The sequence below is a fragment of the Jiella sonneratiae genome, assembly GCF_017353515.1.
Lineage (GTDB): Bacteria > Pseudomonadota > Alphaproteobacteria > Rhizobiales > Rhizobiaceae > Jiella > Jiella sonneratiae.
In genome coordinates this window covers 164,797-177,111 of record NZ_JAFMPY010000001.1, presented here as the reverse complement: position 1 = coordinate 177,111, position 12,315 = coordinate 164,797, and the positions used below count along the sequence as shown (strand labels likewise).

At 70.7% G+C, this 12,315-nt stretch carries 9 protein-coding genes; 7 read left to right on the top strand and 2 right to left on the bottom strand.

The features are described from left to right. Positions 1-53 precede the first annotated feature (53 nt). Positions 54-1,595, bottom strand: coding sequence for an undecaprenyl-phosphate glucose phosphotransferase (locus tag J1C47_RS00745; protein WP_207348801.1), 1,542 nt, complete (start codon positions 1,593-1,595; stop codon positions 54-56). Between the two features lie 343 nt (positions 1,596-1,938). On the opposite strand from J1C47_RS00745, the gene J1C47_RS00740 reads away from it, so the two are divergent. From J1C47_RS00740 to J1C47_RS00730, 3 genes are all read left to right on the top strand, one after another. Then, positions 1,939-2,496, top strand: coding sequence for a FecR domain-containing protein (locus J1C47_RS00740; RefSeq protein ID WP_207348800.1), 558 nt, complete (start codon positions 1,939-1,941; stop codon positions 2,494-2,496). A 68-nt stretch (positions 2,497-2,564) separates the two neighbouring features. After that, positions 2,565-4,418 carry a CHASE2 domain-containing protein gene (locus J1C47_RS00735; protein WP_207348799.1) on the top strand — a complete coding sequence of 618 codons (1,854 nt, stop codon included), beginning with the start codon at positions 2,565-2,567 and terminating at the stop codon, positions 4,416-4,418. 143 nt (positions 4,419-4,561) lie between these two features. Next, positions 4,562-6,667, top strand: a complete 2,106-nt coding sequence (locus J1C47_RS00730; protein WP_207348798.1) for a molybdopterin-containing oxidoreductase family protein — start codon at positions 4,562-4,564, stop codon at positions 6,665-6,667. 265 nt (positions 6,668-6,932) lie between these two features. Here the strand turns inward: J1C47_RS00730 and J1C47_RS00725 are convergent, their stop codons facing one another. Next, a complete protein-coding gene (locus tag J1C47_RS00725) occupies positions 6,933-7,349 on the bottom strand; it encodes an MAPEG family protein (RefSeq protein WP_207348797.1) in 417 nt (138 codons plus the stop codon). A gap of 179 nt (positions 7,350-7,528) precedes the next feature. On the opposite strand from J1C47_RS00725, the gene J1C47_RS00720 reads away from it, so the two are divergent. The 4 genes from J1C47_RS00720 (at position 7,529) to J1C47_RS00705 (ending at position 12,190) form a co-directional block, all read left to right on the top strand. After that, positions 7,529-8,101: an NnrU family protein gene (locus tag J1C47_RS00720; RefSeq protein ID WP_207348796.1), complete on the top strand. Its 573-nt coding sequence runs from the start codon at positions 7,529-7,531 to the stop codon at positions 8,099-8,101. 108 nt (positions 8,102-8,209) lie between these two features. Continuing rightward, positions 8,210-9,388, top strand: a complete 1,179-nt coding sequence (locus tag J1C47_RS00715; RefSeq protein ID WP_207348795.1) for a tetratricopeptide repeat protein — start codon at positions 8,210-8,212, stop codon at positions 9,386-9,388. Positions 9,389-9,426: 38 nt separating this feature from the next. Beyond that, positions 9,427-10,908, top strand: a complete 1,482-nt coding sequence (gene der, locus J1C47_RS00710) for a ribosome biogenesis GTPase Der (RefSeq protein WP_207348794.1) — start codon at positions 9,427-9,429, stop codon at positions 10,906-10,908. A gap of 169 nt (positions 10,909-11,077) precedes the next feature. After that, positions 11,078-12,190 carry a cell wall hydrolase gene (locus J1C47_RS00705; RefSeq protein ID WP_342591903.1) on the top strand — a complete coding sequence of 371 codons (1,113 nt, stop codon included), beginning with the start codon at positions 11,078-11,080 and terminating at the stop codon, positions 12,188-12,190. Positions 12,191-12,315 lie beyond the last annotated feature (125 nt).

Genomic DNA, 12,315 nt, shown 5'->3' with positions numbered 1-12,315 from the left:
GTCAGGACATTTTTGGGCGGGTATCGGACCGGGCCGTCGGCCCGGTCAGACCCTCAGTAGGCGGCCTCGGTCCGCAGCAGGCTGACCGGGGTCATGGCGAGGATGTAGAGGTCGAGCAGCAGCGACCAGTTCTCGATGTAGTAGAGGTCGTATTCGAAGCGCTTGACGAGCTTTTCCGGCTCGTCGATCTCGCCGCGCCAGCCGTGGATCTGCGCCCAGCCGGTGATGCCGGGCTTGACCTTGTGGCGGCCGAAATAGCCGTCGACGATCTCGGTGAAGGTCTCGTTGCGGCTCGACTTCGCGTGGATCGCGTGGGGACGCGGGCCGACCAGCGAGAGGTCGCCGCGCAGCACGTTGAAGAGCTGCGGCAGCTCGTCGATCGAGGTCTTGCGGATGAACGCGCCGACCCGGGTCACGCGCTTGTCGTTCTTGGTGACGATCTGCCGCGCCTCGGGGTCGCTCGCCTCCTGATAGAGCGAGCGGAACTTGAAGATCTCGACGGCCTGGTTGTTGAAGCCGTGCCGCTTCTGCCGGAAGATCACCGGGCCCGGCGAATCGAGCCGGACGGCGATGGCCGCGGCGAGCATCAGCGGCGACAAGAGGAGGATCGCCGCGGAAGCCGCGACGACGTCGAGTATCCGCTTGGCGATGCCGTCCCAGTCGGCGAGCGGCCGGTCGACGATGTCGATCAGCGGCACCGTGCCGACATAGGAATAGGTGCGCGGCCGGAACTTCAGCTCGCCCGCATGGGCGGCGAGGCGGATGTCGAGCGGCAGCACCCAGAGCTGCCTGAGCAGCGCCAGCAGGCGGTCCTCGGCCGACAGCGGCAGCGTCACGATCAGCATGTCGATGCGCGTGCGCCGGGCGAACTCCACGAGTTCGGGAATCGTTCCGAGCTTCGGATAGCCGGCGACGAGCGGCGGCGAGCGCCGGTCGTCGCGGTCGTCGAAGATGCCGCAGATGCGGATGTCGTTGCCGGGCGCGAGCTCGAGCCCGCGGATCAGCGTCTCGGCGTTGCGGCCGCCGCCGACGATCAGCGCCCGCCGTTCCATGCGCCCGTTGCGGGCCCAGCGGCGAAGGTTCTGGCCGAGGACGAGGCGGCCGGCGATCACGACGGCGAGCGCGCAGAGATACCAGGTGACGAGCGGAAAGCCCTCGAGCGCACCCTTCGGCGCGATGAGGGCGAGCGCGGCGGCGACGAAGCCGACCGCAAGGCCGAGGCCGGCGGCGACGCGCCACAGCCGCGTGCCGGCGGCGCGCAGCATCGGCAGGTCGTAGGCGTGGGCCGAGGCGAGGATCGTCGAGGCGACGAAGGCGCCTGCCGCCGCGGTCGCGACGACGGCGAGGCCGTCGACGCCGCCATCCGCCTGCCAGGGCTTGCCGAGGACGACGCCGAGCGCGAAGATCACCGCCGCTTCGCCGAGGCGCCAGAGGCCGCAGAGCATGCGCGGGCTGATGAAGTCGTTGTCGAGATGCGAGAGTGCCTGCAGGGCCTGCGGTCCGAGTTCCACGGATGCTGGCCGCGGCTCGCCTGCGGCCGGTTGCGAGCGGATCGCGCCGGGCGAAAATCGAAGGTTCGGGTTGTGCTCGTTCATCCGCCTCGCGCCTGGTCGGGCGCTTCCCGCAGCTGTGTTTCGCGGCCCGGCAAGCGCATGCGGCCGGCCGCGACAAAGGGGCACGCAGCCGGCGCTGCGGGATGATGTCACCGGCCGGCTAAGAAAGCGTTGCAGCATTCGTGAAAGCACGGAATGTTCGAGAGGTCGCCGCCGCCTGCCTGCCCGCCGCCCGGGTGCCGCGATCGCGGCACCCGGGCGGCGGCGCGGCGAGGTGTGCCGTGATCGCGATCACATCGCGAAGATGCCGAGGATGAGATGACCGGGCATACGCCCGATCCCGCCGCAGCGCGGGCGGGCGAAACGAAGCGAAGGAGGTCAGGCAATGGCCGGTGCGGGAAAAGGCGTCCTTTTCGGCCTGCGGCGCCGCAGGGCCGGCGTCGTCGGCCGGTGCGGCGTGGTGGCGGTGCTCCTTTTGTCGGCCGGGCTCATGCCGTCGCCGGGGCCGCCGCATGCCCAGACGCTGCCGGGATGCACGGCGGCGACGCGCGATGATCCGCCGCGCGAGGTTCTCGACTGCGGCAACGGCCTCGTCATCGAGCGGGAGGCGGCCGCGGCCCTCGACGCCGCGACGCCGCAGACCTCCCTCGACCTGACCGACCGCGCCGTCCTGATCGAGGTCTCGCCGCGCGATTCCTTCCAGGTCCTGACGCCGCACGCCATCGCGACGGTCCGCGGCACGCGCTTCGTCGTCGACGTCCAGGGCGCCGAAACCTCGGTCTTCGTCATAAAGGGCCAGGTCGAGGTCGAACGGCGCCGCGGGCCGGAGTCGGTCCTCCTCGGCCCCGGCGAAGGGGTGGACGTCGGTGAGGGCGCCCCGCTGGTCGTCCGCCGGTGGCCGCAGCCGCGCGTCGCCGCGCTGCTCGCCCGTTTCGGGCGATAGAGGAGGCCGCCGATGCCGGGAATGCGGAGCGCCGCGGCGAAGACCCGGCGGTTGGCGGGCGTTTGCAGGTGACGGCTCCCTCCGCGGCACGGCACAGGCCCGGGCGCCTCGGCGACAGGCGCGGGCGCCTCGGCTGGGCCACGGCCGGCGCGCTTTTCGTTCTCGCGATCGTCTGGAGCGGCTGGCTCGCGCGTCATCAGCTCGAAGGCCGGGCGAGCCTTCTCGACCGGATCGAGACGACGACGCTCGACTGGCGCGTTGCGGTCGCCGGCCGGCTGCCGCCGCCGCCGGGCGTCGCCATCGTCGCCATCGACGACGCGGCGGTGGCGACCGCCGGGGGCTATCCGCTGCCGCGCCGCGCCGTCGCCGGGATCGTCGACACGATCCGCCGGAGCGGCGCCCGCGGCCTTGCCATCGACATCCTGTTCGCGGGGCCGGGCGGCGAGGGCGACGCCGCCCTGGGCGCCGCATTGGGCCGGCTGCCCTCGGTGATCGCCGCCGCCGCGAGCTTCGACAAGGACGTCTCCAGCCTCGTGCCGCAGGCGGCCGACGTGCTCGCCCCTGAGGCGGCTTTCGCGCCGCCGGCGCGGGTCGGGCTGGTCAACGTCTCCGCCGATGCCGGCGGAACGCCGCGCGAGATGCCGCTCCTCGTCCTCACGCCGAAGGGGCCGATGCCCTCGATCGTCCTCGTCGCCGCCGGGCTCGGCGAAGCCGGCGCGCCCTCCCTCGAGGCCGAGAGCGTGCGGCTCGGCGCGGTCCGGCGCCGGCTCGATCTCGGCTGGCACCTGCCGCTGCGCTTCTACGGGCCGGCGGGCGGCATCCCGACCTTCGGCGCGGCGCGGCTGCTCGCCGGAGAGCCGGAGCCGCTGCTGGCCGGACGCCTCGTCTTTCTCGGCGTCACGGCAACGGCGATCGGCGACAGTTTCGCGACGCCCTTCGACCCGAAGATGCCGGGGGTCGAGGTCTTGGCGACGGGGACCGCCAACCTCCTCGACGGCACCGGCCTCGCGCGCGACACCGCCGTGCGGCGGACCGACGCCGCGGCGGCGGTGTTGCTCGCCGCCTGCGCCGTCCTCGCGATCGCCCTCCTGCCGCTGGCGACGGGGCTCGCCGTCGCCGCAGCGGCGCTCGTCGGCTGGCTCGCCGTCACGGTCTTCGCGGTCTCGCAAGGCATATGGCTCGCCGCCGCACTGCCCGTCGCGGCGATGCTGCCGCCGGCGGCGGCCGCCAGCGCCCTCAGGCTTCGCCACGACCGGCGGCGGGCGGAGATCTTCGCCGCCGCGGAGACCGCCCTCCGGCGCTTCCAGCCGCGGGCGCTGGCGGTGCGGATCGCCGAGAGCCCCGACTTCCTGATGGTTCCGGAAACCCGCAAGGTCGCCATCCTCTTCGTCGATCTCGCCGGCTTCACCGGCATGAGCGAGCGGATCGGCGCCGCGCGCACCCGCGACGTCCTGAAGGAGTTCCACACCCTCGTCGTCGAGGAGCTGGTGCCGCGCAGCGGCGTGGTGCTCAACTTCATGGGCGACGGCGCCATGGTGGTCTTCGGCCTGCCGGACCGCACCGATGCCGACGCGACAAACGCCGTCGCGGCGAGCCTTGCCGTCGTCGCGACGGTCCGCCGCTGGATCTTTGAGACCGCGACGGAAACGAAGCTCGGCGGCGTCCGGCTCGGGGCGCATTACGGGCCGGTCGTGCTGTCGCGGCTCGGCCATGACGAGGAACAGCACATCACCGCCACCGGCGACAGCGTCAACGTCGCGAGCCGGCTGATGGAGGTCGCCAAGGCCCGCGACGCGAGCGTCGCCATCTCGCAGGCGCTCTGGCAGGCGGCCGATACGGCGGGAATGCAGGGGCCGGACCGCTGGGAGGTCGTCGCCATCCGCGGCCGGGAAGAGGCGCTGACGGTCGGGCTGTGGCGCTGAACCGGCAATGCCGGCGAAACGGCCCGGCGATCGCTAATCCAAAAGGGCCAGAGCCGCCGAGGCGGCGATGGGCCGAACCGCTGACCTGTCAGGGTTGCAATCGGCTTCTGTTGCGGCGCGGCAATACCGGCTAGACTGCGGCGATGAACAAGCCGCTTCTCCTGTCCACCGGCCACAGCGCCTGTCCCCACGACTGCCCGTCGACCTGCGCGCTCGACGTCGAGATCCTCGAAGGCGGCACGGTCGGGCGGCTGCGCGGCGCGGCGGACAACGACTACACGGCAGGCGTCATCTGCGCCAAGGTTGCGCGCTATGCCGAGCGCATCCATCACCCGAACAGACTGCTGAAACCCCTTCAACGGGTTGGAGAAAAAGGCGGCGGTGCGTGGCGGGAGATCGGCTGGGACGACGCCCTCGACCTGATCGCCGAAAGATTCCTCGCCGCCGAGGTCGCGCATGGGCCGGAAGCCGTCTGGCCCTATTACTATGCCGGCACCATGGGCCTCGTGCAGCGCGACGGCATCCACCGGCTCCGCCATGCCAAGCGCTATTCCGGCCAGTTCGATTCGATCTGCACCAACATGGCCTGGGGCGGCTGGTTCGTCGGTGCGGGGGCGATGCGCGGCGCCGATCCGCGCGAGATCGCCAAGTCGGACTGCGTGGTGATCTGGGGAACCAACGCCGTCGCGACGCAGGTCAACGTCATGACCCATGCGGCGAGGGCGCGGAAGGAGCGCGGCGCGAAGATCGTCGTCGTCGACATCTACGACAATGCGACGATGCGGCAGGCCGATCTCGCCTTGAAGCTCCGGCCGGGCACCGACGCCGCTCTCGCCTGCGCGCTGATGCACGTCGCCTTTCGGGACGGCACCGCCGACCGCGCCTATCTCGCCCGCTATACCGACGATCCCGCCGGCCTCGAAACGCATCTGGCGACCCGCACGCCGGAATGGGCGGCGAAGATCACCGGCCTTTCGACGGAGGAGATCGAGGCCTTCGCGGCGCTGATCGGCCGCACGCCGCGGAGCTATTTCCGCCTCGGCTACGGCTTCACCCGCCAGCGCAACGGCGCCGCCGCGATGCATGCGGCGATGTCCGTGCCGGCGGTCTACGGCCACTGGCAATATGAGGGCGGCGGGGCCTTCCACTCCAACTCCGACATCTTCGGCCTCGACAAGTCGGAGATCATGGGCGTTGCCCTCTGCGACCCGACGGTCCGCCATCTCGACCAGTCGCGCATCGGCGCGGTGCTGACCGGCGACGCAGAGGCGCTGTCGGAGGGGCCGCCGGTCACCGCCATGCTGATCCAGAACACCAATCCGGCGAATGTCTGCCCGGATCAGCGGCTGGTGAAACAGGGGCTGATGCGGGCCGATCTCTTCGTCGCGGTCCACGAGCAGTTCATGACCGACACGGCGAAGCTCGCCGATCTCGTGATCCCCGCGACGATGTTCCTCGAACATGACGACATCTACCGCGGCGGCGGCCAGAACCACATCACGCTGGGGCCGAAGCTCGTCGAGCCGCCGGCGGGGGTGCGCAGCAACCACTTCGTCGTCGAGGAACTCGCCAAGCGCCTCGGCGTCGCCGACCGGCCGGGCTTCGGCAAGTCCGAGATCGCGCTCATCGACGCCATGCTGAAGACGAGCGGCGAGCCCGGCGGCTTCGACGCGCTGAAGGCCGGCCGCTGGATCGACAAGCAGCCGGATTTCGAGACGGCGCATTTTCTGAAAGGTTTCGGCTGGCCGGACGGCAAGTTCCGCTTCCGCCCGGACTGGGCGGGATCGCTGGCGCCGAACCGGCCGCCGGAAAGCCTAGGGCTCCAGGGCCCGCACGCGCGGCTGCCGGCGCTGCCCGATCACGTCGCGCTCCTCGAATCCTCCGACGCGGCGCATCCCTATCGCCTCGCCACTTCGCCGGCGCGTCAGTTCCTCAACTCCACCTTCGCCGAGACCTCCGGCTCGCGGCAGCGGGAAGGCGGGCCGGCCCTGATGATCCATCCGGAGGACGCCGCGCGGGAGGGCGTCGAGGACGGTTCGGTCGTCGTCGTCGGCAACGCACGCGGCGAAGTCCGGCTCGAGGCGAAGCTCACCGAGACGGTGAAGCCCGGCGTCCTCGTCCATGAAGGGCTTTGGGCGAATTCCGACTTTCTCGACGGCGAGGGGATCAACGTCCTCACCGGCGCCGATCCGGTGGCGCCCTTCGGCGGCGCGGCGTTCCACGACAACCGGGTGTGGCTGCGGGCCTGACCTCATCATTGGCAAGGGGCGTCGTTCGGCCCTCGCCGTCCGAGAGGTGAAACCGGCAGACGACCCGCCGACCCGCCCGTCCTGGTCATCTGAGCGCCCGGCTTCTCACGGTCGGGTATGTTCGGTCGGTGAAAATTCGGCCGACCGGCGAAACGGAGGCTGCCTCTCCCCCCTCCCGTCAGTATCGTAGCGGACCTGCCGGCGACGATTCGGAACGGACCGCGGGTCGAGCCCGGGATGACGCGGTGGTGGAACGGCCGCGCCGTCACACAGCCACCCCCATGGCCGTCACGCCGGCGACGAGCGCCGCGAGGCCGGCGCCGCCCATCGCCAGGAAGGACAGGCTGGTGCCGCCCATGCGCTGCCAGGCCGGGGCGTCGGCGGCGGTGAAATGCAGCGCATGGATCACTCGGCCGATCGTCAGAAGAATGCCGAGCCCGTGCAGGATCAGCGCCGAGGTGCCGAGCAGCGCCGCGAGCACCATGCAGATCAGCGTGATCGGAATGAATTCGACGGCGTTGGCGTGGCCGCGCATCACCCGAATCATCCGCGGATTGCCGCCGTCGCCCATATAGACCTTCTCCCGCTGGCGAACGAGGCCGGTCGCCACGGCGAGCCAGATCAGGACGGCCGTGTTGAGCGCGGCATAGATCGCCACGGTGGCGAGACCCAGTGTGTTCATGCGATTGTTATCCTCTCCATACGAAAATACCGCATCCGGTTCGCTCGCCCCGGCGTAGTAGCAGACTGCGACGATCCGGCGAAGGCGCCCGAAGACGACGGTGCTTCGGGACGGGGGCGGGCGAAACGCGGACGGACCGCAACCAGGCAGGGCCCGGTGCGGATCAGGAGGGCAGGGACATGGTCACGCTGGTCATCGGACTTTTCATCTTTCTCGGCATCCACTCCCTGCGCATCATCTCCGACGCGGGGCGCAGGGCCGCCATCCGCCGCATCGGCGAGATGCGCTTCAAGGGCGCCTATTCCGTGCTGTCGCTGGTCGGGCTGCTCCTCCTCGTCTGGGGCTATGGCTGGGCGCGGGCCGGGCAGGGCGTCGTCTACGATCCGATCGCCGGCGCGCGGCATCTCGCGCTGCTGCTCGTCCCGGTCGGCTTCGTCCTGGTCGCCGCGGCCTATGCGCCGACGGGCCACATCAAGAAGGCGGTGCGCCATCCGATGGTGCTCGGCGTCGCGCTCTGGGCGCTCGGCCACCTGCTCGCCAACGGCGGCACGGCCGACGTCGTCCTGTTCGGCGCCTTCCTCGTCTGGGCGGTCCTCGACTATCTGAATTCGCTCGGCCGCACGGCCCCGGTGCTCGCCGAGACCCCGCGCGCCACCGGCGACGTCGCGGCGCTCGCCGCCGGTCTCGTCGCCAGCGCGATCTTCCTCGGCGGCCTCCACGCCTGGCTCTTCGGTGTCTCGCCGCTCGCCTGACCGGCCCCCGCTCTTTCGTCGCCGCAAAAAATCGTTAGAAGACGCGTTGATTTCCGTCGCTGCGTCTTTCGTGCGGTCGCGGCGGCGGAAAAGGAGGAAAGCGAGCGGATGAGCGACGACAGTTTTTTCAGGGAAGTCGACGAAGAGCTTCGCCAGGACAAGGTCAAGGCGGTCTGGACGCGGTTCGGCGCCTGGCTGCTCGGCGGGGCCGTTGCCGTCGTCGCCGTCACGGCGGGCGTCGTCGCCTGGGAACACTACCAGACCGGACAGGCGAATGCCGCCGGCGACCGCTATGCCGCCGCCGTCAAGCTCGCCGCCGACGGCAAAAACGACGAGGCGGTCAAGGCGCTGAAGGCGATCGCGGCCGACGGCACCGGGGCCTATCCCTATCTCGCCGAACTCTCGCTTGGCGGAATCGAGGCCGCGGCCGGCCATCCGAAGGAAGCCGTGGCCGCCTTCGACGGCGTCGCCAATGCCGGCGAGGCGCCGCAGGGCCTGCGCGACATGGCGGCGATCCGCGCGGCCTACGTGCTCGTCGATTCCGGCACGCTCGACGAGGTCCGCCAGAGGGTGGAGCGGCTTTCCGGCGACAGCGATACGCTGCGCTTCCCGGCCCGCGAGGCGATCGCGCTCGCGGCCTGGAAGGCCGGCGACGGCGAAACCGCCAAGCCGCTTTTCCAGCAGCTGGTGACCGATCCGGGCACGCCGTCCGACATTTCCGGCCGGGCGAAGATCATGCTCGACCTGATCAATTCCGGCGCCACCGGGCCGAACGCGCTGCCGCCGGCCAAACCCGACGGCACCGCCGCCAAGGCGCCGGCCGCCAGTGCCGACAACGGGCTCGGCGCCGTCGACCTGCCGGGGCTGCTCGACACCGGTGGCGATGCCGGCGCCGGGGCGGGCGACGCCGGGCCTGCCGACGGCGGAGCGGCGATGCCGACCACCGATCTCGGCACCGCGACCGGCGCGAACGCGGCCTCGGACGCATCCGCCACGGACGGCGCGGCCGCCGGTGCGACCAGTTCGCCCGGACCGGAGACGGCAGCGCCTGCCGCGACCGATGCGCCGGCGGGCCCCGGCACGGCCGGCGAGGCGGCGGGCGATCAGCCGGCCGCCGCCGGCGACGCCGGCGCAGCGCCGGCGACGACCGGCGATGCCGCGGCCGGCCAGGCCGCACCGGACGGCGACAGCCCGGCGAACGGCCAGGCAGCCTCGACCACGGGCACCACGACGGGCAATGCGGCCGATCAGCCGCGTCCGCCGCTCGACGGCCAGAACAGCAACTGAGCCGGAGCGCTCGCAAACTTGAGGAAAGTCGTCCCGACATGGTCACCATCGCCATCATCGGCCAGCCCAATGTCGGGAAGTCCACGCTCTTCAACCGCCTCGTCGGCCGGCGGCTCGCCCTCGTCGACGACCGGCCGGGGGTGACGCGCGACCGGCGCATCGGCGAGGCGCGGCTGATGGACCTCGGCTTCGACATCGTCGATACCGCCGGGCTCGAGGACGCCGGCGCCGAGACGCTCGAAGGCCGGATGCGCGCCCAGACCGAAGCCGCGATCGCCGCCGCCGACCTCTGCCTGTTCCTCGTCGACGTGAAGGCGGGGCTGACCCCGCAGGACCAGGACTTCGCCGAACTCCTGCGCCGCCGCGCCAAGGCCGTCGTGCTCGTCGCCAACAAGGCCGAGGCGCGCGGATCCGATGCCGGGCTCATCGACGCCTATTCCGTCGGCCTCGGCGAGCCGGTGGCGATCTCCGCCGAGCATGGCGAGGGCATGGGCGATCTGCGCGACGCCATGGTCGAGGCGCTCGGCCGCGAGGTATTCCGCCCGGCCCGGCCGCCCGCCCGGGCGATCGAGGCGGACGCGGAGGATCGCGGCGACGCCGGGGGCGAACCCGCCGACACTGTCGCGGGCGAAGGCTCGCTTTCAAGCGAGGGGGACGACGGCGTCGACGCGGCGGCCGAGCCCTACGACCCGACGAAGCCGCTGCGGATGGCGATCGTCGGCCGGCCGAATGCCGGCAAGTCGACGCTGATCAACCGCTTTCTCGGCGAAGACCGCCTGCTCACCGGCCCGGAAGCCGGGATTACCCGCGACTCCATCTCCGTCGACTGGGAGTGGCGCGGCAGGCGCATCAAGGTCTTCGACACCGCCGGAATGCGGCGCAAGGCGCGGGTTCAGGAAAAGCTCGAAAAGCTTTCGGTCGCCGACGGCCTGAGGGCGATCCGCTTCGCCGAGGTCGTGGTCATCGTCTTCGACGTCACCATTCCCTTCGAACGCCAGGACCTCTCGATCGTCGACCTCGTCGTGCGCGAGGGGCGGGCGCCGGTGCTGGCCTTCAACAAGTGGGATCTCGTCGAGGATCGCCAGGAACTGCTGAAGGACCTGCGCGAAAAGACCGAGCGTCTGTTGCCGCAGGTTCGCGGCGTCCGGGCCGTCACCGTCTCCGGCGAGACCGGCGAGGGGATCGACCGTCTGATGAAGGCCGTCACGGAGACTCACGAAGTCTGGAATCTTCGGATCAGTACGGCTAAACTCAATCAGTGGCTCGAGCGTGTGGTGGTGAAGCATCCGCCGCCCGCCGTGGCGGGGAGACGCGTCAACATCAAGTATATGACCCAGATCAAGTCGCGGCCGCCGACATTCGTCGTTTCGACGGCGCGGCCCGAGGCCCTGGGGGCTTCCTATACCCGCTATCTGATCAACGGGTTGCGGGAGACGTTCGGCTTCTTCGGGGTGCCGATGCGGCTGGCCTTGCGCAAGCCTCAGAACCCTTATGCGGGCAAACGCAAGCGGTCGTCTTGAAATGACCAAAATTTGTTAACCATTGAACAAGGTTAATGGGGGATGTTTTAACGACATCTTTGGAAGTGAGTGACACGCAAGCGGGGGCTTGATGGGGGCTGAGGGGCAGGCGGCGACAGGCCGCACGCGACATTGCGGCTATCGCGCGGCACGGCGGGCTGCGTTCGCGGTGATATCCGGATCGCTGCTCGCGGGGGCGAGCGTGACCGGCATTCACCAGCAGGACGCGACGGCACTGGTGGCCGGCGCCGATGGTCCGAAACGGGTTCACGCCTTTCTGGTTCCGAGCGCCTACGGCACGATGTCGGCGGCCGATCTGGCCTATTCGGCAGAACAGGGCGCGCAGATGACCGCCGAACGCGAGGCGGCCGCCCGGCTCGCCCGCCGCATGGCACTGGTCGCTGCGGGCGACGAGCCGCGGATCAAGCGGGTCGGCAAGGCCGGCCGCGTCGGCGGTCCGCGCGGCGAGATGGCCCGTTACGGTCTCGCGGCCGGCTCCGTCTTCGACGGCGGCGGCCTGATGGGGCCGCGGGTGACCGGCGCCGAAGCCCGCATCCGGACCGCCTTCGCCAAGGTCGCTCCGTCGACCCGCGATGCCATCGCCGTCGCCACGAACTTCCAGCTGATGGGACCGCCGAAGTTCGAGAAGTCGAAGACCGCGGCGGGCAACGACAAGGTTCTGCTCGCCTCGCTGCGCCCCTCGGAATCGGGGGCGGCCAGCGCGCTCGGTTACGCGCCGGCCGACGGCGGGGCCGGCAAGCGCGCCTCCTCGATGTTCGAGCGGGTGCTGAAGGACCAGCCGGAAGCCTTCATCCCGCCGGTGGACGGCGACGATCATGCCTGGGCGGCGACGCCGCTTCCGGCGGACGCCTACAGCGAATCCGAACAGACCTGCCTTGCCAACGGCATCTATTTCGAGGCCCGCGGCGAATCCGAAGAGGGCCAGGCGGCGGTGGCGCAGGTGATGCTCAACCGCGTCCGCAACCCGGCCTATCCGAACTCGATCTGCGGCGTCGTCTACCAGAACAAGAACTGGCGCAACCGCTGCCAGTTCTCCTTCGCCTGCGACGGCCACAAGGACCGGATCCGCGACGCCGAAGCCTTCGCGAAGGCCGAGGAAGTCGCCAGGAAGGTCACGAATGGCGAGATCTGGATCGCCGAGGTCGGCTCGGCGACCCACTACCATGCCAACTACGTGCGGCCGCGCTGGGCGAGGGCCATGGAGAAGGTCGACAAGATCGGCCGCCACATCTTCTACCGCACGTTCAACGGCGGCCTCTGAACGGCAGGGCGGCCGCTCGAAGACGAGCCCATCGGCGACGCCTCGATCGCCGCCCGCGCGGGAAAGATCAAGCCGATAGCCCTGCCCGGCGGCGGTTTCGAGCGATTGCACGGTGCTGAACGGCG